The organism is Lentzea alba (assembly GCF_047445655.1).
Lineage (GTDB): Bacteria > Actinomycetota > Actinomycetes > Mycobacteriales > Pseudonocardiaceae > Lentzea > Lentzea alba_A.
This window is the reverse complement of record NZ_JAJAEG010000030.1, coordinates 89547-111304: the sequence shown is the minus strand read 5'-3', so window position 1 is coordinate 111304 and position 21758 is coordinate 89547. Positions and strand designations below refer to the sequence as shown.

Genomic DNA, 21758 nt, shown 5'->3' with positions numbered 1-21758 from the left:
GTGATCAATGCAGACACACGTCTCATGACGCAGTAGTCCTGACAATCCTTGGACAAACCTCGAACGCCCACCGGATGATCGGCGCATGGGGGAACTCGGCTTCCGGCTCCTCGGCACGCCCGAGGTCCGGCGCGGCACCGAGCGCGTCGACGTGGGGCACGCCCGCCAGCTCAGCGTGCTGGCGGTGCTGCTGGTCGACGTGAACCAGGTCGTCAACGTCGAGAAGCTGCTCACCAGGGTGTGGGGCGAGGCGCCACCGCGGCAGGCCAAGTCCGCCCTCTACAGCTACGTGTCCCGGCTGCGGTCCGCCCTCGACGGCCTCCCGATCGCGCGCCGCTCCGGCGGTTACGTGTTGGAGGCCGACCCTGCCGTGATCGACCTGCACAGGTTCCGCTCTCTCGTGTCCGCCGGTCTGCCCGGCGAGGCGATGTCACTCGTGCGCGGCGAACCGTTCGAGGGCCTGCAAGGCGCGTGGTTCGCCGGTCTGCGCGAAACGCTGGCCGGCGAGATCACCGCCGCCGAACTGGACCACACCGACGCCCGGCTGGCTGCGGGCGAACACCGAGCCCTGGTCGCCGAACTGACCGCGCGCGCCAACGCCCGCCCGCTCGACGAACGCCTGGCGGGCCAGCTCATGCGGGCCCTGATCGGCGCCGACCGCCGCCCCGACGCACTCGCCCACTACGCCCGGCTCCAGCACCGGCTGGCGGACGAACTGGGCCTCGACCCCGGCCCGGCCCTGCGCGACCTGCACGCGTCGCTGGTCCAGCGTCCGCAGCGGAGCCCACACCGGCTGCCCGCTGCTCCCAGCGGCTTCACGGGCAGGTCGGCCGAGTTGACGGCACTGGACGTGGACGGGCCGATCGTCACGATCACCGGGCCCACGGGCACCGGCAAGACGTGGCTCGCCCTGCAGTGGGCACACGACCACGCGCCGGACTACCCGGACGGCCAGCTGTTCGCCGATCTGGACGGCACCGACCCCGCAGAGGTCGTCCGCTCGTTCATCGCCGCGCTCGGGACTGGTCCGGACGGCATCCCACCGGAGCCGCACGCGCAGACAGCGCTCTACCGCACGTTGCTGGCGGGCCGGCGAATGCTGATCGTGCTGGACAACGCGGCGGACACCGCTCAGGTCGTGCCGCTGCTGCCGGGAACCTCGGGCTGCCGGGTGCTCGTGACGAGCCGGGAACGCCTACCCGGCCTCGTGACCGCTCACGGCGCTCGCCCGGTGGTGCTGACAGCGGGCTAGAGGAACGCTGATGAGGTGTCAGCCGTCGACCAGTCCTCGTAGACCTCGCCCGGCCGGATCTCGATCACGTCGACATCTCGGTCACTTCGACTCGGTCCGGCTCCGGCGAACCAGCGTCGCGTCGGGCCGGCACACCGCACAGGGTGTGAACTGGAGTTGCCGTGCCTCCTGCACCGGGAGGCCCAGCGTGGGCCTCCCGGCGAGCCAGGAGCACGAGCTCAGGTGGTACCGGGGCCGCTCGTCCAGCACCCGAACCTCGTCCACCAGATCGGCCACGACGAGCAGGTCTGCCGCGTCGGTGTCCTCTTCCGGTGGTTCTTCGTCAGCGGGCGGTGTGTCGGCTTCAGCCGAAGCCACTACCCGTTGATCATCAGCTACAGCCTGTTGATCTACACTCTGCGCGACGGCTGCGGGGTCCCCCGGACGCCGTCGCCACCAGTCCCAAGCAAGGACCAGGGCGGCGAGCACGCTCGCGCCCACGGACGACCACGCCCAGATCGTGTTGGACGTGGTCAGCGCAGGCACGAGCAACCCGAGGGCAGCCAGCACCAGAAGTAGAACTACGAAGAGCACCTAATGAACAGTAGTTCAGCCCGCTTCGGCGCGTGCGCCGAAGGAGTAGCCCTGGGAACGACCCTCGGACGGAGCGGCCGGGCCGCGGTCCTGGAGGTCGCGCAGGGACGACTCGAGCATCGTCTTCAGTCGCGTGCGGTACTCGCGCTCGAAGGTCTGCAGCTTGTCGATCTGCTTCTCGAGCGTGTTCTTCTCCTGGGTGATGTTGCCCATCACCTCGGCGTGCTTGCGCTGCGCGTCGCGGTCGAGCGCGGTGGCCTTCTCACGGGCCTGCCGCTCGAGCGTCTCGGAGCGCGTACGCGCGTCGTTCAGCATGGTCTCGGCACGCGTGCGCGCCTCGTTGACCATCGTGTCGGCCTTGGCACGCGCCTCGGAGAGCAACTGCTCCGACTTCGTGCGCGCCTCGGACAGCATCCCGTCCGCCTCGGCCTTGGCCTCACCGGTCAGCCGGTCCGCCATCTCCTGGGCAAGACCCAGGACCTTCGCGGCCTGCACGTGGTGGTCACCGCCACCGCCGGGGGACGTCTGCTCCATCACGGTCGGCGGCGGGACCGGCGCCAGACGGCGCGGCTCCTCCACCGGCATACGGCTCGTCACGGGGCCGGACGAAGCCTTCACACGGGCGTCGTCGAGGTCGGCACGCGCGGTCTCGAGCTGCTGGTCGAGCTGCTCGACCTGCTGACGGAGGTCGTTGTTCTCCTCGATCAAGCGGGCCAACTCGCCCTCAACCAGGTCGAGGAACGCGTCCACCTCGTCCTCGTTGTAGCCCCGCTTGCCAATCGGCGGCTTGCTGAATGCAACGTTGTGCACGTCAGCGGGGGTCAACGGCATCGGATCACCTCTCGCACTCCTGGGCTGCGGTCATCCCCGGTTCCCCGTCACCTGGGATCTGCAACTTGCATCAAAATGATAACGAGCAGCCACAGCACAATAATCGATAGGTCCAGCCCGACGCCCCCGATCCGCACAGTCGGGATCACCCGACGCAGCGCGCGGACCGGTGGGTCGGTCACGGTGTATACGGTCTCAAGCGTCACGGCTACGCCGCCCGCGGGGCGCCACTCCCTCGCGAAGCTCCGCACCAGTTCGACCACAACACGCGCGGTCAGGAACAGGGAGAACGCGAAGAGGACGTAGAAGATGACGAGACGGATCGGGTCCACGGGTCAACTCTAACCGTGGTTCCCGAACCCACCCTCCGCCAGCTTCCTGCGGTCCTCCGCCGTCACGTCAACGTTCGGCGGTGAGAGAAGGAACACCCTGCTGGTGATCTTGTCCATCGACCCGCGCAGAGCGAACGCGAGACCGGCCGAGAAGTCGACGAGACGCTTGGCGTCCGCGTCGTCCATGTCGGTCAAGTTCAAGATCACCGGAGTGCCGTCGCGGTAGTGCTCCCCGATCGTGCGCGCCTCGCTGTAGGTACGGGGGTGAAGCGTGGTGATGCGCGCCAACGGGTTGCCTGCCGGCTCGGCGACCGGACGCAGCCTGCTCACGGGCTCGCGCTGCGGCTCGACGGCGAGTGCTCCGTGCACGGGTGCATCGGCGCTCCAGCGTCGCGTGCTCGAGGGGCTGCCCCCGCGCCGCGGCTCCGGCTCGTAGTCGTCCGACTCGTCGATTTCGGTCCGGTACCCGGAGCCCGGAAGCTCCGACCGGCCCGGCGTGAACACGCGGTTGCGCCGCGGGTAGGGGTCGTAGTCGTCGGCCTCGGCCGCGTACTCGGACCGGTAGTCGCCGTAGCGACCGCGGTCGTCGTCGTAGCCGGGGTCGTCTGCGTACTCGGCGGGGACCATCCCGAAGTAGGCCTTCAGCTTGTGCAAAGCGCTCATCCCAAGCCCCTCCTCCGCGAGTTCCCCACCTTAGGGACGGTGCGGACGGCCCCGAGGTTCCCGACAACCTATGGCGAGGTTAGTCGCCGACTGCCGAGCAACGCCGTTCCGACACGCACACAGGTCGATCCGTGCGAGATGGCATCTTCCAGGTCTCCGCTCATTCCCGCTGACACCCGGGTGGCAGTGGGATGATGATCACGTAGGCCTGATACCACTGACGCCAACGCTTCAAACGCCTGCGATGGCTTCATCGTCAAAGGGGCGACGGTCATCGCACCCCGGAGAATAAGATCACCCGAACGAGTGATCACGCCAGCCAGTTCCTCAACATCCGGGACGGCACACCCACCGCGCGACGTGTCCCCGTCGATGCTGACCTGCAACAACACGTCGAGCTTCTTGCCTTTCGCGCGCGCCGCTCTCGCCAACGCCTCGGCCAATCGCACGCTGTCGACCGAGTCGACCTGATCGGCCCACTCGACCACCGACTTGGCCTTGTTCCGCTGCAATCGCCCGACCATGTGCCACCGCGCCTCAACGAGGTGTCTCAATTGGCCGACCTTGTCGCCCGCCTCTTGATCCCGGTTTTCGGCGAAGTTCCGAAGCCCGAGTTCATAAAGGATCTCCACATCGCTCGCGGGCCAGGTTTTCGTCACCGCGAGCAACATCACTTCCGCACGATCGCGGTGTGCCGCCTCACACGCTTTGGCGATCCGCTCCTCAACCTCAGCAAGGTTCGCCGCAAGCTCTTCCCGCCTGCTCACGGCTCGATCCAAATCACCGACGCAAGCCGCCCAGTAGGCGCCTGCCTGCGGTGACTGAAGAGATCCCGCTCCTCGAACGTGCACCGGGGATCCACCCCGATCTTCCCCACCCCGGCACTACCGAGCTGGTTCCACAACCCGGCTCGCAGATCCAGCGCAGGCGTCCCCTTCCGCGACTTCGACGCACTGCCAGGCAGGTGCTTCTCAACATCCTTCTGCATGTCAGCGGGCACCTCGTAGCACTCACCGCACACCGCAGGCCCAAGCAACACTTCGATCCGTTCCAGCTCGGCGCCCTGCGCCATCATCGCCTTCAACGTCTCGACAACAACCCCGACCCGCGCCCCGACCCGCCCAGCGTGGACCGCCCCAACAACCCCGGCCTCCTCATCACCGAGCAGCACCGGCACACAGTCCGCCGTCAACACCACAAGCCCAAGACCAGCCTGTTTCGTCACAACACCATCAGTGGCCTCAAGCGGCTCGACCTGCGGCCCGTCAACCACCCCAACAGTCCGCCCGTGCACCTGCTCCATCCACACCAACCGATCCGGCGTAAGACCAATCCCCTCAGCAAGCCGAGCACGGTTGGCCTCAACCGCCTTCTCGTCATCACCGACGTGATCACCGAGGTTGAAGAAGTCGTACGGGGCCTTGGACACGCCACCAGCACGAGTGGTGACAACACGACGAATGCGCACGCGTACACCCTAGTTCGCAGTTCTCCCGCACCACCGAAGGCAAGCCACCCCGCAAGGCAAGCCCTCACCGCCCTCACGCGCCACCGAAGCCGAGCAACCCTGCCGCGCCACGCCGGGTCAGCCCACCGCCCTTACGCGCCGGGTGAGCCCGATGCTCTTATGCGATGCCGCAGGCAAGCCGTCTCTCCCGTGCGGTCCCGGCGGTGGGGATCCCGTCACGAGTCGCATGGAGGCTGTTGCCAACCCGTGCGGCTCGGGACGGGACCCCCACCGCCCACACAGCCACCTTCGGACGCAACCCAACTACGCAACCGGCGGCGCCCAACGCAACAGGCGTGCCATCAACCCGCCCACGGCGCTGACCCCCTGATCAGATTGCCGGGGGTCTGGGGGCAGAGCCCCCAGGGGAAGCACGCAAGGTGAGGTCGCCGCCCGCAAGGCGACCATCCCGCAAGGCCGCGGATCGCAAGGTGAGCCCGCCGCCCGCACGGCGACCACCCGCCCGGTCGCGTCTCGCACGGCGACCACCCGCCCGGTCGCGTCTCGCACGGCCACCACCCACCCGGCTCGCGCCCCTTAAGGCGACCACCCGCAAGCCCGCGTCTAGCAAGCCGAGGCCGCCGCCACAAGCCAGGGAACGCTACACACCACGCGCCCCACAAACCGCCCACCGCACGCTCCCGCAGGCGTCCCCCAAAAACGAAGACCCCCTGAGCCCAAACGCTACTCAGGGGGTCCGACAAGATCGTCGAGATCTCAGCGCCGCATGAACGGCGGCACATCCACCTCATCATCCGGATCATCAGTGACCGGCACAGGCCGAGAAGGCAACGACCCGTTCTGCGACAACGACCGAGGAACAGAAGGCACATACCCGTTCCCCTGCACCGGCGAAGGCTGCGGCGGCACCGTGGTAGGCGGCGGCGGAGCAACAGGCGGCGCAGGCTGCGGAGCAACCGGCGGCGGAGTCTGGGCAACCGGCGTCTGCACCACCGGCTGCGGCGTCTGCGCAACCGGCTGTGGAGCAGCATGCGCAGGCGCCGCAGAAGCCGAAGCGATCGGCCCGGAAGCCGTCCGTGGCGGCGAGGACAAAGCGGTGGGCTCAAGCTTCTTGTGCGTAGGCCCACCACCATCAAAACCCGCGGCGATCACCGTGACCCGGACCTCGTCGCCCAGAGAATCGTCGATGACCGTACCGAAGATGATGTTCGCGTCCGGGTGCGCGGCCTCCTGGACCAACGAAGCAGACTCGTTGATCTCGAAAAGCCCCAGGTCAGAGCCACCGGCGATCGACAGCAGCACCCCGTGGGCGCCCTCCATCGAGGCCTCCAGCAGCGGCGAGTTGATCGCCTTCTGAGCGGCCTGCACCGCGCGGCCCTCGCCGCGCGCCGAACCGATGCCCATCAACGCCGAGCCGGCGCCGGACATGACCGACTTGACGTCGGCGAAGTCCAGGTTGATCAGACCGGGGGTCGTGATGAGGTCCGTGATGCCCTGAACACCGGACAGCAGGACCTCGTCCGCCGAGCGGAACGCGTCCATCAGGCTGACACCGATGTCACCCAGCTGGAGCAGTCGGTCGTTGGGGATGACGATCAGCGTGTCGCACTCGTTGCGCAGCGCCTGGATGCCGTCCTCGGCCTGCTTGGCGCGGCGCTTGCCCTCGAAGGAGAACGGGCGCGTCACGACACCGATCGTCAGTGCGCCGAGCTTGCGGGCGATCGAGGCCACCACCGGCGCGCCGCCGGTGCCCGTGCCGCCGCCCTCGCCGGCGGTCACGAAGACCATGTCGGCCCCCTTGAGGACCTCCTCGATCTCCTCTCGGTGGTCTTCGGCGGCCTTGTGCCCGACCTCTGGGTTCGCGCCGGCACCGAGGCCGCGCGTCAGCTCCCGGCCGATGTCGAGCTTGACGTCGGCATCAGACATCAGCAAGGCCTGTGCGTCGGTGTTCACCGCGATGAACTCGACGCCTTTGAGCCCGACCTCGATCATGCGGTTGACGGCGTTGACGCCGCCACCACCGATGCCGACGACCTTGATCACCGCGAGGTAGTTGTGCGGGGGCGTCATCGGATCCGCCTTCCTGATCGTGGTCCGTGCTGTGGTGCTGGGTGGTGATGCACCCGGATTGAAACTCTCAACCTCTCGTCGAGGCTCAGAGTTATGTCAACCCCATATGTTCCTGCTGGACGGTAAGCACCGGCGGTGCGTCGGTCCAGCAGCCACGCCGTAGGGTCCCAACACTGTGCGCTACTACTCCCCGGTCGTGCCGTCAAGTAGTGCACACGGTGCAGAGCACGGCGCACCACAAGCGTAGTCGGACCTCGAATCAGAGATCGTCTCGCCCATACCTTCGTCACTTCCACACGTTTTTCCGGTGATCACTCGCTACCGTCGGTAGATGGGGATGAAGATGCTGAGCGTCGCGCTGGCCGCGATCGCTCTGGGGGCAGTGACGGTCGGACCCGCGAGTGCGGCGGACGGCAATCCGGTCATCGAGATCACGAGTGCCGTGGACGACAAGTGCGTGCAGATCAAGTTCGAGCCGAAACCAGAGCAGCCGAGACTCGTGCTCGCCGACTGCACCGGAGCTCCTGAGCAGCGGTGGGAGCAGATGTCGGTGGGCGGGGACAAGTTCGTCCTGCGCAACCTCACGCACAGCGGATGTGTGGACACCAGCGTCAGCCTGACGCACGACTACTGCGACGACCTGTACGAGTACCAGCACGGGGAGCTGATTCCCGACGGCGCGGACACGGTGCGGATCAAGTACGGCGACAAGCACTTCGAGCACAACGGGTTCACCTCCGTGTGGGGAAGCCGGTTCAAGGACACCGACCACCAGCGCTGGCGGGTGCGCCAGGTCGCCACGACGCCGCCGCCTGCCGACACCGCGGGCCAGGTCGTGCGGATGGAGGTCGTCGGCTACGACTTCGGCTGTCTCGGCGTCGAGGGCGTGCCCGCCCTCAAGCCGATGCCCTGCGCCGACGCGCCCGCCCAGAAGTTCCAGCGGATCGAGCTCGGCGACGGCGGCACCGCGCTGCGAAGCGTCGTGACCGGCAAGTGCGTCGAGGCCGAGGACGGCGAAGAGGCCCTGGTTCACGCGCTGAACGACTGCGATGCCGCCAAGGCCGGCCAGCGGTGGTCAGTAAACCGCACCGCCGTCGGCAACTTCCGGATCCAGTCCGGCGAACGTCACCTCACGCCGGGCGGCGACACCATGGCTGCGATGCAGAGGTACGGGAACGCCATCGGCTGGCAGACCTGGTACGTGACCGCCGCCTAGACGACCGGAGCGCCGGGCGGTCTCCTCGCGCCGAGACCGCCCGGTCACCCCGCGGTGATCCGCTGAGCCGCCAGCCGCCCGGAGATGAGCACCGGCGGCACCCCGACACCCGGAGTCGTCCCCGCACCGGCCAACGCCACGTTCTCCGCACCCTTGACGACGTTGCGCGGCCGGAAGGGCCCGGTCTGCGCGAACGTGTGCGCGAGCCCGAACGGCGTGCCCGCCGCGTTGCCCCAGTCCAGCGGCGTGACCAGTTCCTCGGCCTCGATCGCCGCACCGAACCCGTCGAGCCCGCGCTTCTCGAGCGTGCGAACCAGCTCGTCGCGGTACCTCGGTCCGACGCGCCGCCAGTCGATCGGCCCGGTCGTGAGGTTCGGGCACGGCGCCAACACGAAATGCAGCCCGTCCTGCGCGTGCGTCACGAGCAGCGACGGATCGGCCATCAACCGTCCCTTGTGGACGATCTCGTCGAACGTGCTCCGCCACGCGTCCCCGAACAGGATGTTGTGGTGCCCGAGGTCCCACGTGCGGTCCGTCGCGGCGTGCAACACCACCGCGGACGGCGACCACCGGTGCTTGAGCAGCCGCCGCGGCCTCTTGCCCAGCAGCCCGTACGCATCCGGCAACTCACACGCCAGCACCACCGCATCACACTCGATGCGCTCGTCTGCCGTATGCACCGCCTTAACGCGTGCGCCACTCCACTCCAGCCGCGTGACCGTTGCGCCGTAACGGAACTCCGCGCCGTGCTTCTCCGCCGCCTTGCTCAGTGCGTGCGGCACCGCATGCATCCCACCGCGCGGGTAGTACACGCCCGCAATGGTGTCCATGTACGCGATGACCGCATACGCCGCGAGGGCCTGCTGCGGCGGCACCCCCGCGTACAACGCCTGAAACGAGAACAGCCTGATCAACCGCTCGTCGTTCAGAAACCTCCGCAGCTGCGGCTCCAACCGCCCGAACCCACCCAGCCCGGCAAGCCGCGCGAGCTCCGGCCGGACGAGGTCGAACGGCGAGTCGAAGTTCGCCCCGATGAAGTGCTCCCGCTGCACCGCGTACAGCTCACCCAGCCACCGCCGCAGCTCCCGGTACCCGGCCGCTTCTCTTGCCCCGCAAGCGTTCCGAACCTCGGCCTCCATGGCCTCGGCATCGGTGTGCACGGCGATCCGCGACCCGTCCGCGAACCTCGCGTGATAGGCCGGATCAACCCGGTCCAGCGTCAGCCAGTCCGCAAGCCGCTCCCCCACAGCTGAGAGCGCTTCCTCCAGGTACTCCGGCATCGTCAGCACCGTCGGCCCGCTGTCCGCGACGAACCCGCCGACCCGAACCGTCCCAGCCCGGCCGCCTGGGACATCAGCCTTTTCGAGCACGGTGACCCGCCGCCCGCTGCCTTGCAGGTGCAACGCGGCCGAAAGGCCGGCGAGCCCAGCGCCCACCACCACGACGTGGCCTGCCATGCGTACTTCCTTCGGGTGACAACGATCAATCCGGCTAATGCCGCGCGGATCAGTCCGATGAGCACGGTAGTCGTTCACTTCGAGGAGGCCCGTCTTGGCACCCGCACCCGCGTCCGTGCGTTCGCTCGTCATCGAGGCGATCGTGTTGGAACTCGTGACGAGCAGGTTGGGCAACCTGTTCGTGCGGATGGCGACGGCACTCAAGCCGAACGGCTGAGGGAGCTCCCCATGTGCTCGCAGCCGACTCCCCGGTCCCCGTTCCGGCGCCGCCGGTACCCCACTCCATCGCGGCCGCCGACACCGCGTCCGTAGCGCTGACCGGCAGCAATCAAGCCAAAGGACAATCGTGGAGCCTCTTCCACCAGAACAACCCCAGGAACGACCGCGTGCGCGACCGCCTGGGGCACTGACCCGTTCACCGTCAGTGGCAGCATGACGATGAACAGCAGCCGCGGGTCAGGCGGCTTCTGCGACATCCGCGACGGCGCGCAGGTCGAGATCGTCGACCAGGACAACAAGGTCCTCGGTGTGTCCTCGCTGAACACGGCCAACGGGAGTTGCGTCATCACCTTCACGGTGCGGGACATTCCGGCAGGTGAGTCGCTCTGTGGCGTGCTCTCGAAGACGCAGGAAGAGGCGGTGGCAGAGGGCTTCCACCTCACGCTGGGCTGACCCGAAGCGCGCCGGCACCAGGGATGCCGACGCGCCGAGAGGTCAGGAAACCGTGGCCAGGTCCGGAGAGGACACGTCGTAAGTCTTGCCGTGCCGCGAGAGCAGCACGACGAGCACGGCGCCCTTGCGTGGTGTGTCGTCGGAGCTGCCCCACTTCACCACGCGGTCACCGGTCAGCGTCAGCTTCACGTCGGCGCCGGACGTGGCGGAGACCTGCAGGACCTCGGGCCGCAGCTTTTCCGGCAGCTCGTTCACGACCCCGACCACGGCGCGAGTGGCCGGGTCCGCGGACGACGGAGCGGCCAGCACCAGTTCGGGGACGCCCGGTGCGGCGGTCGGCAGGGTTGCGTAGTCCTTGCCGGTCGAGTCGATCAGGTGGTAGCCGTCGGGCAGTTTCACCGAGCCGACCGGGACTCGTTCGGTGATCAGCAGGCGGACGGTGCCGGGTAGTTGGCGTTCGACCTCGATGGTGGCGACGCGTGGCACGGCGGCCACGCGTTCGCGGATGCCGCGGAGGTCCAGGCGCACCAGCGGGGAGCCTGGTGCGATTGCGGCGGCGGTGCGGACCTCGTCGTCGGTGAGGACCACTGCGCCGTGCACGTCTACGTTGCGGACGCCCAGCAACGGCGTGAAGAACACGCTGTACGTCAGGCCGACCACGGACAGAAGTGTGAGCACCGCTACCAGGCGGCGGCGCATGATGACCCTGCGCCGCGCCCGGTACTCGGCGCTCTTCGGCCGCCGGTTCGAAGCGGGACGTACTCGCGTGGACCTGCCGCGAACCGGGGCACTCATGACAGTGCGCTGACGATCTCGGGGCCGAGCATCGTCACGTCGCCCGCGCCCATGGTCACCACGAGGTCGCCCTCGCGGACCAGCGACGCCACGAGAGCGGGCACGCGGTCGAACGACGGCTCGTAGTGCACGGAAGCGGTGACCTGGTCGGCGATCAGCGCACCGGAGACACCCGGCTCGGGCTCCTCGCGGGCGCCGTACACGTCGAGCACGATCACTTCATCGGCCAGCGACAGAGCGGCGGCGAACTCGACGGAGAACGTGCGGGTGCGCGAGTACAGATGCGGTTGGAACACCACAACAACACGGCCCGCACCTGCGACCGGACGCGCCGCACGCAGCTGTGCGTCGACCTCGGTCGGATGGTGCGCGTAGTCGTCGTACACCGACACGCCACCGGCACGGCCCTTGAACTCGAACCGCCGCCGCACGCCACCGAAGGCAGCGAGCCCTTCCAGCAGCCCGGCCTGGTCGGCACCCAGCTCCAAGCCGGCCAGCAAAGCAGCGATGGCGTTCAACGCCATGTGCTCGCCCGGCACCGCGACCTGAACCTCGACCGCGACACCGTCGATCTCGACCGACGCCAAACCACCGGACTCGAACGGCTTGTAGTCGACGATCCGCGCGTCAGCGGCACCACGCCCGTACTCGCGCACGCGAATCCCGCGCGCACGAGCCTCGGCGATCAACCGCGCCGCACCCGGATCGTCCACACAGGACACCAGCACGCCGCCCGGAACGATCCGCTCCAGGAACGAGTCGAACACCGCCGTGTAGGCCTCAACGGTGCCGTGGTGGTCCAGGTGGTCGGCCTCGACGTTCGTCACGACGGCGACCGACGGCGAGAAGAACAGGAACGAGCCGTCTGACTCGTCGGCCTCGGCCACGAACACGCCGCCGGTGCCCTGGTGGGCGTTGGCGCCGGACTCGTTCAGGTCGCCACCGATCGCGAACGACGGGTCCAACCGGCAGTGCTGCAGCGCAACGGTCAGCATCGACGTGGTCGACGTCTTGCCGTGCGTGCCGGCAACACACACAACCCGGTGGTCTTCCATGAGAGCGGCCAACGCTTCGGCACGACGCAGCACCGTGATGCCGCGCTCGCGAGCCGCCGCGTACTCCGGGTTCGACTCCTTGATCGCGGTCGACACCACGACCTCGGTCGGCCCGCCGACGAGCTGGTCCAGGTTCGAAGCGTCGTGGCCGACGGCGATCCGCGCGCCCTGGGCCCGCAGCGCCAGCACGGTCCGCGAGTCCTTGGCGTCCGAACCGGACACCTGCGCACCGCGGGCCAGCAGGATCCGGGCGATGCCGCTCATGCCGGCACCACCGATCCCGACGAGGTGAACGCGCTCGAGGCTCACTTCTTGATCACCTCCAGCACCCTGCGGGCCAGGACCTCGTCCGCCTCACGACGGCCGGTGCCCAGCGTCGCGGCGGACATCGCGGCAAGCCGGGCGCGGTCCGCGACCAGCGGTACAACAAGAGAAGCGACCTTCTCCGGCGTGAGCTCGTCGTCCGGCACCAGCAGGCCACCACCGGCGGACACGACCGGACCGGCGTTCAGGGCCTGCTCACCGTTGCCGATGGGCAGCGGCACGAACACCGCGGGCAGGCCGACGGCCGACACCTCGGCGACGGTCATCGCGCCCGAACGGCACAGCACGGCGTCCGCGGCGGCGTACGCCAGGTCCATGCGCTCCAGGTACGGCACCGGCACGTACGCCGGCGCGCCCGGAACCTGTTGCACGGCAACGGAGTTCTTCGGACCGTACGCGTGCAGCACACCGACGCCCGCGCGGGCGAACTCGGCGGCGACGGGCGCGACGGCCTCGTTGATCGAACGGGCGCCCTGCGAGCCGCCGAACACCAGCAGCGTCGGCGCGTGCGGGTCGAGGCCAAAGAACCGGCGGGCCTCGTCACGCAGCGCCGCGCGGTCCAGCGACGTGATCGACTGGCGCAGCGGGATGCCGATGATCTCCGCGTCGGCCAGCCCCGAGTCCGGCACGGCGGCCGCGACGTGCGCGGCGAACTTGGCGCCGACCTTGTTCGCGAGGCCCGCCTTGGCGTTCGCCTCGTGCACCACGATCGGGATGCGTCCACGCGCGGCCAGGTACGCGGGCAGTGCCACGTAGCCGCCGAACCCGACGACGACGTCCGCTCCGACGCGCTCCAGGACCTCACGGGTCTGCTTCACCGCACCGCGCACGTTCAGCGGCAGCTTCAGCAGGTCGAGAGTGGGCTTGCGCGGCATCGGCACCGGCGGGATCAGCTCCAGCGGGTAGCCGCGGGCCGGCACGATCTTGGTCTCGAGGCCGCGCGCGGTGCCGAGCGCGACGACTCGTGCGTCAGGTCGCAGCCGCATGACCGCGTCGGCCAGCGCCAGTGCCGGCTCGATGTGGCCGGCGGTGCCACCACCTGCGACCACGACGCACGGACCACTGGGGGCAGGGTGCCCGGTCAAGACTTCTCCCGATTACTAGGTTGGCTGCAATATCAGTTGTATCGCCCGCGACCGCGGGTCGAACGGCCCTGCTCGGAACGTCCTTGGTTGACCCGCCGCGTTTCGCGGCGACGGTACTCCGAGGGCGGAGCGGACCGCCCTGCCATACGACGTTCATCCACCACTGGAAGTTGCTGTGTGCGGTTCCGCCCTGGTGCGCGCGGCGGCGTCGAGGGCCGCACGGGCTTGCGCTTGGGCGGCGGCCGGTACGCCTCGGGCGCGGGCAGCTTGAGCAGCCCGCCGACCCGGCCGGGACCGAGCGAACGCAGCGCCTGCACGGCTTCGGGCTCGTGCCGGGCGCAGTTCGCGAGGATGCCGAACACCACCATGGTCGTGACGACCGAGGTGCCGCCGGAAGAGATCAACGGCAGCGTGAGGCCCGTGACGGGCAGCAGCCGCACGACGTAGCCGATGTTGATCGCGGCCTGCGCGACCAGCCACACCGTCAGCGTGGCGGCCACGATGCGGATCCACGGGTCGGTGTTGCGCGAGGCCACCCGCAGGCCGACCCACGCGAGGCCGCCGAACAGCGCCAGCACCAGCCCACACCCGACGAACCCGAGCTCCTCGCCGATCACGGCGAAGATGAAGTCCGACTCGACGTTGGGCAGGTACCGCCACTGCGAGCTGCCCTGCGCCAGCCCCTTGCCGAACAGTCCGCCCTCGGCCAGCGCGAACATCGCCTGCCGAGCCTGCAGACCCGCACCCAGCGGATCCGCGTCGGGGTTGAGGAACGTCGTCACGCGCTGCAGCCGGTACGCGGCACCGACCGCGAGCACGACGGCACCCGCCACCGCGCCGCCAGCGATCACGCCGAACAACCGCATCGGCGCGCCCACGAACCACAGCAGGCTGATCAGCACGACGCCGAGCGTGATCGTGCCACCGAGGTCGGGCTGCAGCATGACCAGCGCGAACACCAGCATCGCGACCGGCACGACGGGCACCAGCAGGTGCCGGTACTGCGACAACAACGCCCTCTTGGTCACCAGGACGTGCGCGCCCCACAACGCCAGCGCGAGCTTGACCGCCTCGATCGGCTGGAACGAGATCGGCCCGACGGTGAACCACGACCGGGCGCCACCGCGAACGTCACCCAGCGGTGTCAGCACCAGCACGAGCAACAGCACGCCGATGCCCATCGCGGCCGTCGAGAGATGACGCAGCCGCCGCAACGGGAACCGCAGCACGACCCAGAACAGCACCGCGCCGATGCAGACGTAGATCAGCTGCTTCTGGAACACGCTGTACGCGGACACACCGGAGGCGACCTGTCCCGGCGCCGACGCCGACAGCACCATCACCAGGCCGAGCACGGTGAGCATGCCGAAGATCGCGAGCAGGAGGTGGAAATCGGCGAGCGGCCGGCCCAGCCACGCCGTCAGACCGCTGCGCAACGATCCGACGCGGCCCGCGGGACGCACCTTGCGCTTCGGCCTCGCCTTCTCCGCGACGGCAGTCATCGGCCGATGAGCTCCCGCACCGCGGCCTCGAAGGCCTGCCCGCGATGGGCGTAGTCGGTGAACATGTCCATCGACGCCGCCGCGGGTGCGAGCAGCACGGTGTCACCCGGCCTCGCCAGTTCCTGAGCAGCACGTACGGCGGTGGTCATGGGGTCATCGTCCCCTGTGTCAAGCACACGAACGGGGACATCCGGCGCGTGTCGCGCCAGCGCGTCCGCGATGACCTGGCGATCCTGCCCGATCAGCACCGCACCGCGCAGCCGGTGTGCCTCCGACCGGACCATCTCCTCGACCGACGCGCCCTTCAACAGCCCACCGGCGATCCACACGACGCTGTCGAACGCGCGCAACGACGCCACCGCAGCGTGCGGGTTCGTCGCCTTGGAGTCATTGATGTATTGGATATCAGCACCGTCGACGGCCACGAGCACAGCGCGGTGAGCAGCCGGTTCGAACGCTTCCAAGCCCTCGCGCACAGCCTCCGACGGCACGCCGTACGCGCGCGCCAGGGCCGTGGCGGCAAGTGCGTCCGCGATACCGGGAGGACCGGCCGGGCGGATCTTCGCGACCTCGATCAACGGCTCGTCGTCGGCGAACGCCCGGTCGACCAGCCAGCCGTCGCGCACGCCGAGCTGACCCTCCGAGGGCTCCTCCAGCGTGAACCCGACGCGATCGCGAGCCGGTGAGTCCTCCAGCAGGCTGACGACGAGGTCGTCGTCGAGCCAGCCGATGGCCACGTCACCGGTGAGGATCTGGGCCTTGGCCTGTGCGTACTGCTCCATGCCGCCGTGCCAGTCGAGGTGATCTTCCGCGAGGTTCAGCAGCGCGCCCGCCTGCGGCCGCACCGACGGCGCCCAGTGCAGCTGGAAGCTCGACAGCTCCACGGCGAGCACCCTGCGCCCGGCCAGCAGCGCGTCCACGACGGGAAGCCCGACGTTGCCGCACGCCACCGCGTCCGCTCCGGCCGCGTGCAGGATCGACTCCAGCATGCCGACGGTCGTGGTCTTGCCGTTCGTCCCGGTGACCGCCAGCCACACCGGCGGGTCGGCCAGCTCGGCCGCCATCCGCCAGGCGAGCTCGACCTCGCCGATCACCTCGATGCCCGCCGAGGCGGCAGCCGCGAGCAATGGGCTCGACGGCTGCCAGCCAGGGCTTGTGACGACCAGTGACGTGCCAGCGGGCGGTTCCGTCAAGCCGGCTACCAGCTCGACGCCCTCCAGCAACGTTTCCAGGGCCATCAGTCTTTCCGGTGACGAGTCCGTCACCACGACCTCCGCGCCCGCCGCGAGCAACGCCTCGGCGGCGGACCGGCCGGTCACACCAGCACCGGCGACCAGTACCCGTGAACCGGCCAGCTTCGTCATGTCTTAAAACCCGCCTGTCAGCCACTCGCTGTAGAACACGCCCAGACCGAACATGCAGCAGATGCCGGCCATCAACCAGAACCGGATGATGACCGTGGTTTCCGCCCACCCGGCGAGTTCGAAGTGGTGGTGGAACGGTGCCATGCGGAACAGCCGCCGTCGTGAGCTGCGGAAGACCGCGACCTGCAGCGCGACCGACAGCGCCTCGACCACGAACAGACCACCGATGACGATCATCAGCAGCTCGGTGCGGGTCGCGATCGCGAGACCCGCGACCAGACCGCCGAGCGCCAGCGAACCGGTGTCACCCATGAAGATCTTGGCCGGCGCCGCGTTCCACCACAGGAAGCCGATGCAGCCCGCCATCGCGGCGGCCGCGATCACCGCCAGGTCCAGCGGGTCGCGCACGTCGTAGCACCCGGCCACGGCGTAGCTGGAGCAGTTGTAGCGGAACTGCCAGAACGAGATCACCACGTACGTGCCGAACACCATCGCCGACGTGCCACCGGCGAGGCCGTCGAGGCCGTCGGTCAGGTTCACCGCGTTCGACCACGCGGCGACCATGCCGTAGCAGAAGACGATGAACCCGACCACGCCGAACGAGACCACGCTGATGTCGCGGACGAACGACAGGTTGACCGACGCGGGCGTCAGGCCGTCCTTGTTCGGGAACTGCAGCACCAGGATCGCGAACGTGATCGTCGCGATGAACTGGCCGACCAGCTTCGCCGTCTTGTTCAGGCCCAGGTTGCGGGCCTTGCGGATCTTGATGAAGTCGTCCAGGAAGCCGACGACGCCCAGCGACGTCGTCAGCATCAGCACGAGCAGGCCGGACGCCGTCGGGGTCTGGCCCGACGCCGACGCCGACATCGAGTTGACCAGGTGCGTGCCGAGATAGCCGGCCCACATCGCGACCAGGATGGCGAGGCCACCCATGGTCGGGGTGCCGCGCTTGGTCTTGTGATGCTGCGGTCCGTCCTCGCGGATCTCCTGGCCGAAGCCCTGACGGGAGAAGATCTTGATCAGGTAGGGCGTCAGCAGGATCGACACCGCGAGTGCGATCGCTGCCGCGATCAGGATGCTCTTCACTTGGTTCCTGCCTCCAGCAGGGCCTCGGCGATGCGCCACAGGCGGTAGGCGTTGGATGCCTTGACCAGCACGACGTCACCGGGCCGGATTTCCGCGCGCAGCAACGCGATCGCCGCGTCCGCGTCCGGCACCAGGACGGATTCCTCTCCCCAAGATCCTTCCAGGTGCGCACCCTGGTGCATCGCGCGGGCCGCATCACCGATCACGACCAGCTTGCTGATATCAAGGCGCACCGCGAGACGGCCGATCTCGTCGTGCTCACGAACCGCGTCGTCGCCCAGCTCTGCCATCGGGCCGAGCACGGCCCAGCTGCGGCGGGCGGGCGTGGTGGCGCGCGAGATCGTCGCGAGCGCCTTCAACGCCGCCCGCACCGAGTCCGGGTTCGCGTTGTACGCGTCGTCGATGACGGTCACGCCATCTTCCCGGTCGGCGATCACCATGCGGTGCGCGGAAACCCGTTGTGCGCTGCCGAGCCGTTCGGCGACCTCGGCGGGCGTGGCGCCCAGCTCCAGTGCGATCGCGGCGGCGACCAGCGCGTTGCCCACCTGGTGCGGGCCGTTCAGGGCGAGCTTGACCCGTGCGTCACCCTGCGCTGTCTTCAGCGTGAAGCTCGCGCGGGCCTGGTCGTCCAGCTCGATGTCCACGGCGCGGACGTCGGCCTGGGGGTTCTCGCCGACCATGACGACCTTGGCCTTCGTGCGACTCGCCATGCCCGCGACCAGCGGGTCGTCGGCGTTGAGGATCGCGATGCCGTCCTCCGGCAGTGCCTCGACCAGCTCGCCCTTGCCCTTGGCGATGCCCTCACGGGAGCCGAACTCGCCGACGTGCGCGGTGCCGACGTTCAGCACGGCGCCGATCTTGGGCGGCGCGATCTCGGCGAGGCTCGCGATGTGGCCGATGCCGCGCGCGGACAACTCCAGCACCAGGAACCTGGTGTCCTCGGTCGAGCGGAGCGCGGTCCAGGGGTGGCCGAGCTCGTTGTTGAACGAGCCGGGCGGCGCGATGGTCTCGCCCGCGGGCTGGAGCACCTGCGCGATGAGGTCCTTCGTGGACGTCTTGCCGGCCGACCCGGTGATCCCGATGATCGTCAGGTCCTTCAGCCGGTCCGTGACGTGCCGGGCGAGCTTGGCCAGCGCGGCCAGCACCGCGGCGCCCTCACCGGTCTTGTCGCCCGCGAGCACGTAGGCGTTGGCGTGCTTGGTCTCCACCGGCGGCGCGATCACCGCGGGGGCGTCGACCTCACGGCCCGCCAGCACGCCGACGGCGCCCGACGCCACGGCCTGCGCGGCGAAGTCGTGGCCGTCCACGCGTTCACCGGGCAGCGCCAGGTAGAGGCCACCTTCGGTGATCTTGCGGCTGTCGAACTCGATCGAGCCCGTCACCGTCTGGCTGCCATCGGTTGCGTGCAACCGTCCGCCGACGATCTCTGCGATCTCGGCGAGCGTGAGTGCGATCAACGGTGCGCCTTTCTGATCGCGGCGGTCAGCGTCTCGACGTCCGAGAACGGGTGGATCACGCCGGCGATCTCTTGTCCCGTCTCGTGTCCCTTGCCTGCCACGACGACGACATCGCCCGGATTTGCCAGCTCAACGGCCTTTTCGATCGCGAGCCTCCGGTCGCCGATCTCGAGCACCTCGCCCCGGTTCTCGGTGGCGAGGGCCCCTTCGAGCATGGCGGCCCGAATAGAAGACGCTTCTTCGCTCCTCGGGTTGTCATCGGTGATGATCAACACGTCGGCTCGTTGCGCCGCGGCCTCCCCCATCAGCGGCCGCTTGGCCCGGTCCCGGTCACCGCCGCAGCCCAGCACGATGATCACCTGGCCGTCCGTCTTCGCCCGCACCGCGTCCAGCGCGAGCGCGACGGCGGCGGGTTTGTGCGAGTAGTCGACGACCGCGGTGAACGCCTGGCCCTCGTCGACGCGCTGCATGCGGCCGGGGACCTGGACGGTGTCGAGGCCTTCCCGGATCGCTTCCGGGGCGATGCCCTCCGCGTGCAGGCAGGCGATCGCGAGCAGGGCGTTCGCGATGTTGAAGCTGCCGGCGAGCTGGAGGTGGATCTCGATGTCGCCGCCGGGGCCGTGCGCGGTGAACGTCTGCTCACCGGTCGGGCTCACCTCGACGTTGCTCGCGGTCCAGGTGGCGGGCTTGGTGGTGGCGACGGTGATGGTCTCCGGCTTCACGAGCCGCGGACCCCACTCGCCGTCGACGCAGACGATCTCCTTGCGGCTGCGGCCGTCGAACAGCTGAGCCTTGACCTCGAAGTACTCCTCCATGGAGGCGTGGAAGTCGAGGTGGTCCTGGCTGAGGTTCGTGAACGCGCCGATCTCGAACTCGGTGGCGGCGACGCGGCCGAGCTCCAGCGCGTGGCTCGACACCTCCATCGCCACGTCGGTGATGCCGCGCTCGGCCATGACCGCGAACAGCGCCTGCAGGTCCGGCGCCTCGGGTGTGGTGTGCGAGCTGTCGAGCTGCTCGTCGCCGATGCGGGTGCCGACGGTGCCGATGAGGCCCGTCTTCTTCCCGGCGGCCTTGAGCGCGGACTCGATCATGTACGTGGTGGTCGTCTTGCCGGACGTGCCGGTGACACCCCAGAGCTTCACCTTGGTCGACGGCCGGCCGTAGACGTGCGCGGCGAGCAGACCCACGACCTCGCGCGGCCGCGGGTGGATCAGCACGGGCACGTCCTTGAGCGCGTCGCGCGCGGCACCGGCCTCGTCGGTCAGCACAGCGACGGCACCGTTCGCGATCGCCGTCTCGGCGAAGTCGGCACCGTGCACACGGGCGCCTGGCAGCGCGGCGTAGAGGTCTCCGGGCACCACGTGCTGGGCACGCAGAGTCACGCCCGTCACCTGGACGTCGGCATGTGCTGGCCTGGTCAGGTGCACGTCGGCGTCCGCGGCCAGAGCGGCCACGGACACGGGTCGGATGCTGGTGGGGCGGGGCGGGGCGGTCGCGACCTTGCCCTCGAGCTTGGCAGGCACGGGCAAGAGGCTACCGGCGTGCACAGAGTGGCCGAGCGGCGCGTTGGCAATCGGGTGATGATCGGCCCAGATGGGCCGTTCGAGTGGCCGCTTGCGCTGGTCTTCAGGAGTGAGCCCGTCCGGCCGAACAAGTTCCTGCCCGCTTTGTGACTTTGGGCCCTGTGACCACTGGTGCAGCGCGCGGTGAGGTAGACGACGGCAGGAGGCGGCAATGAGAACACCCACGGCGGTGCAACCCAGGAGATTTTCTTTCTGGGCACCGGATTTCAGTCGTTCCGTGACGGTCGGCCTGGACACTTCCGAATCGGCCTATCACGCTTTCGAGTGGGCCGCGCGGCACGCGTGGTCGCTGCGAACAGATCTTCAGGTGTACCTGGCGGACCCCGGCGACACGACGGTCCAGCGAGTACTCGAACGACTCCCCATGCTCACCGCCCACTTCCGCCCGAGCGGTGACGACCCGGTGGCCGCACTGGTGAGGGCGTCGGACTCCAGCGCGACCTTGGTCTTGGGGTGCAAGGGCGAACAGCACCGCAGCCTGGGTCTGGGCTCCCTCGTCCTCCCGGTGTTGCGCCGCGCGCGGTGCGGTGTCGTAGTGGTGCGCGGACGACCCCCGGCGATCCGTGGCGAATACGGCTGGATCACCGCCGCCGTCGGCGGGTGCGAGGACCCGGTCGTGCTGCGGCGCGCGGTCGAGTTCTGCCGCACCCGCCGCGCGAGCCTTCGCCTGTTGCACGTCCACCCGCCGGCCCAGCACGGCGTCGTCGTACCGCGCGACGAGGCCGCTGTCCGGCGCGCCGTGTTGTTCTTGCGCACCACCGCGCCCGAGTTGACTCCTGACGTTGTCGTGGAGTCACGGCATCCGCACGAGGCCCTTGCGGCTTTGGATTCCGATCTCGTTGTTGTTGGTCGCGGCGGACAGGGCGACGGCGTTGGACTCATTACCCGCGCGGCGCTTTATCACGCCTCTTGTCCTGTGTTGGTTGCTCGGCCCGAGCCTCTTAACGACGATCGGGTGGTGCCGTAACAA

General features: G+C 68.9%; 22 protein-coding genes. 6 read left to right on the top strand and 16 right to left on the bottom strand.

Annotation, left to right across the window (positions count from 1 at the left end; all coding sequences use genetic code 11):
- Nucleotides 1–85 precede the first annotated feature (85 nt).
- Nucleotides 86–1252, top strand: a complete 1167-nt coding sequence (locus tag LFM09_RS38530) for a BTAD domain-containing putative transcriptional regulator (protein ID WP_414101561.1) — start codon at nt 86–88, stop codon at nt 1250–1252.
- An 81-nt stretch (nt 1253–1333) separates the two neighbouring features.
- Here the strand turns inward: LFM09_RS38530 and LFM09_RS38525 are convergent, their stop codons facing one another.
- The 7 genes from LFM09_RS38525 to ftsZ form a co-directional block, all read right to left on the bottom strand.
- Nucleotides 1334–1825: a hypothetical protein gene (locus LFM09_RS38525; protein ID WP_414101560.1), complete on the bottom strand. Its 492-nt coding sequence runs from the start codon at nt 1823–1825 to the stop codon at nt 1334–1336.
- Nucleotides 1826–1840: 15 nt separating this feature from the next.
- Complete coding sequence (locus tag LFM09_RS38520; RefSeq protein ID WP_414101559.1) at nt 1841–2656, bottom strand: DivIVA domain-containing protein; 816 nt, start codon at nt 2654–2656, stop codon at nt 1841–1843.
- 47 nt (nt 2657–2703) lie between these two features.
- Nucleotides 2704–2979, bottom strand: coding sequence for a YggT family protein (locus LFM09_RS38515; RefSeq protein WP_414101574.1), 276 nt, complete (start codon nt 2977–2979; stop codon nt 2704–2706).
- An 18-nt stretch (nt 2980–2997) separates the two neighbouring features.
- The gene (locus LFM09_RS38510; protein ID WP_414101558.1) at nt 2998–3651 is read right to left on the bottom strand and encodes a cell division protein SepF; all 654 of its coding nucleotides are present in this window, start codon (nt 3649–3651) and stop codon (nt 2998–3000) included.
- 68 nt (nt 3652–3719) lie between these two features.
- Nucleotides 3720–4418: a YggS family pyridoxal phosphate-dependent enzyme gene (locus LFM09_RS38505; protein ID WP_414101557.1), complete on the bottom strand. Its 699-nt coding sequence runs from the start codon at nt 4416–4418 to the stop codon at nt 3720–3722.
- Nucleotides 4415–5119, bottom strand: coding sequence for a peptidoglycan editing factor PgeF (pgeF, locus tag LFM09_RS38500; RefSeq protein ID WP_414101556.1), 705 nt, complete (start codon nt 5117–5119; stop codon nt 4415–4417). Before pgeF ends, LFM09_RS38505 begins: the two co-directional genes overlap by 4 nt.
- A gap of 756 nt (nt 5120–5875) precedes the next feature.
- Nucleotides 5876–7189: a cell division protein FtsZ gene (ftsZ, locus tag LFM09_RS38495; RefSeq protein ID WP_414101555.1), complete on the bottom strand. Its 1314-nt coding sequence runs from the start codon at nt 7187–7189 to the stop codon at nt 5876–5878.
- 331 nt (nt 7190–7520) lie between these two features.
- Between ftsZ and LFM09_RS38490 the strand changes: the two genes are divergently transcribed.
- Nucleotides 7521–8405 carry an RICIN domain-containing protein gene (locus LFM09_RS38490; protein ID WP_414101554.1) on the top strand — a complete coding sequence of 295 codons (885 nt, stop codon included), beginning with the start codon at nt 7521–7523 and terminating at the stop codon, nt 8403–8405.
- 44 nt (nt 8406–8449) lie between these two features.
- On the opposite strand, the gene crtI is transcribed toward LFM09_RS38490, so the two are convergent.
- Complete coding sequence (crtI, locus tag LFM09_RS38485) at nt 8450–9862, bottom strand: phytoene desaturase family protein (RefSeq protein ID WP_414101553.1); 1413 nt, start codon at nt 9860–9862, stop codon at nt 8450–8452.
- Between the two features lie 94 nt (nt 9863–9956).
- Between crtI and LFM09_RS38480 the strand changes: the two genes are divergently transcribed.
- Genes LFM09_RS38480 through LFM09_RS38470 form a run of 3 tightly spaced genes read left to right on the top strand, consistent with a single transcriptional unit; the run spans nt 9957 to nt 10534 of the window.
- Nucleotides 9957–10079 (top strand): hypothetical protein, encoded by a 123-nt coding sequence (locus LFM09_RS38480; protein ID WP_414101552.1) that lies wholly within the window; start codon nt 9957–9959, stop codon nt 10077–10079.
- Nucleotides 10080–10092: 13 nt separating this feature from the next.
- Complete coding sequence (locus LFM09_RS38475) at nt 10093–10272, top strand: hypothetical protein (protein ID WP_414101551.1); 180 nt, start codon at nt 10093–10095, stop codon at nt 10270–10272.
- A gap of 22 nt (nt 10273–10294) precedes the next feature.
- Nucleotides 10295–10534, top strand: a complete 240-nt coding sequence (locus LFM09_RS38470) for a hypothetical protein (RefSeq protein ID WP_414101550.1) — start codon at nt 10295–10297, stop codon at nt 10532–10534.
- A 42-nt stretch (nt 10535–10576) separates the two neighbouring features.
- Here LFM09_RS38470 and LFM09_RS38465 read toward each other — a convergent pair whose 3' ends face one another.
- Genes LFM09_RS38465 through LFM09_RS38430 form a run of 8 tightly spaced genes read right to left on the bottom strand, consistent with a single transcriptional unit; the run spans nt 10577 to nt 20728 of the window.
- Entirely contained in the window at nt 10577–11329 is a 753-nt protein-coding gene (locus tag LFM09_RS38465; protein WP_414101549.1) for a cell division protein FtsQ/DivIB, read from the bottom strand.
- Nucleotides 11326–12693, bottom strand: a complete 1368-nt coding sequence (gene murC / locus LFM09_RS38460) for a UDP-N-acetylmuramate--L-alanine ligase (protein WP_414101548.1) — start codon at nt 12691–12693, stop codon at nt 11326–11328. The genes LFM09_RS38465 and murC overlap by 4 nt, the downstream gene beginning before the upstream one ends.
- Entirely contained in the window at nt 12690–13793 is a 1104-nt protein-coding gene (murG, locus tag LFM09_RS38455; protein ID WP_414101547.1) for an undecaprenyldiphospho-muramoylpentapeptide beta-N-acetylglucosaminyltransferase, read from the bottom strand. Before murG ends, murC begins: the two co-directional genes overlap by 4 nt.
- A gap of 32 nt (nt 13794–13825) precedes the next feature.
- A complete protein-coding gene (gene ftsW / locus LFM09_RS38450; protein WP_414101546.1) occupies nt 13826–15295 on the bottom strand; it encodes a putative lipid II flippase FtsW in 1470 nt (489 codons plus the stop codon).
- Nucleotides 15292–16659, bottom strand: a complete 1368-nt coding sequence (gene murD, locus LFM09_RS38445) for a UDP-N-acetylmuramoyl-L-alanine--D-glutamate ligase (RefSeq protein ID WP_414101545.1) — start codon at nt 16657–16659, stop codon at nt 15292–15294. The genes ftsW and murD overlap by 4 nt, the downstream gene beginning before the upstream one ends.
- 3 nt (nt 16660–16662) lie before the next feature.
- On the bottom strand, nt 16663–17748 hold the full coding sequence (mraY, locus tag LFM09_RS38440; protein WP_414101544.1) for a phospho-N-acetylmuramoyl-pentapeptide-transferase: 1086 nt from the start codon (nt 17746–17748) through the stop codon (nt 16663–16665).
- Entirely contained in the window at nt 17745–19205 is a 1461-nt protein-coding gene (locus LFM09_RS38435; protein WP_414101543.1) for a UDP-N-acetylmuramoyl-tripeptide--D-alanyl-D-alanine ligase, read from the bottom strand. Before LFM09_RS38435 ends, mraY begins: the two co-directional genes overlap by 4 nt.
- Nucleotides 19202–20728 (bottom strand): UDP-N-acetylmuramoyl-L-alanyl-D-glutamate--2,6-diaminopimelate ligase, encoded by a 1527-nt coding sequence (locus LFM09_RS38430; protein ID WP_414101542.1) that lies wholly within the window; start codon nt 20726–20728, stop codon nt 19202–19204. Before LFM09_RS38430 ends, LFM09_RS38435 begins: the two co-directional genes overlap by 4 nt.
- A 277-nt stretch (nt 20729–21005) precedes the next feature.
- Between LFM09_RS38430 and LFM09_RS38425 the strand changes: the two genes are divergently transcribed.
- Entirely contained in the window at nt 21006–21755 is a 750-nt protein-coding gene (locus LFM09_RS38425; protein ID WP_414101541.1) for a universal stress protein, read from the top strand.
- Nucleotides 21756–21758: the final 3 nt, after the last annotated feature.

Coding starts and splice junctions, on each gene's coding strand:
- LFM09_RS38530 (WP_414101561.1), top strand. CDS start 86: ATGGGGGAACTCGGCTTCCGGCTCCTCGGCACGCCCGAGGTCCGGCGC.
- LFM09_RS38520 (WP_414101559.1), bottom strand. CDS start 2,656: ATGCCGTTGACCCCCGCTGACGTGCACAACGTTGCATTCAGCAAGCCG.
- LFM09_RS38510 (WP_414101558.1), bottom strand. CDS start 3,651: ATGAGCGCTTTGCACAAGCTGAAGGCCTACTTCGGGATGGTCCCCGCC.
- ftsZ (WP_414101555.1), bottom strand. CDS start 7,189: ATGACGCCCCCGCACAACTACCTCGCGGTGATCAAGGTCGTCGGCATC.
- LFM09_RS38490 (WP_414101554.1), top strand. CDS start 7,521: ATGGGGATGAAGATGCTGAGCGTCGCGCTGGCCGCGATCGCTCTGGGG.
- crtI (WP_414101553.1), bottom strand. CDS start 9,862: ATGGCAGGCCACGTCGTGGTGGTGGGCGCTGGGCTCGCCGGCCTTTCG.
- LFM09_RS38470 (WP_414101550.1), top strand. CDS start 10,295: ATGACGATGAACAGCAGCCGCGGGTCAGGCGGCTTCTGCGACATCCGC.
- LFM09_RS38465 (WP_414101549.1), bottom strand. CDS start 11,329: ATGAGTGCCCCGGTTCGCGGCAGGTCCACGCGAGTACGTCCCGCTTCG.
- ftsW (WP_414101546.1), bottom strand. CDS start 15,295: ATGACTGCCGTCGCGGAGAAGGCGAGGCCGAAGCGCAAGGTGCGTCCC.
- murD (WP_414101545.1), bottom strand. CDS start 16,659: ATGACGAAGCTGGCCGGTTCACGGGTACTGGTCGCCGGTGCTGGTGTG.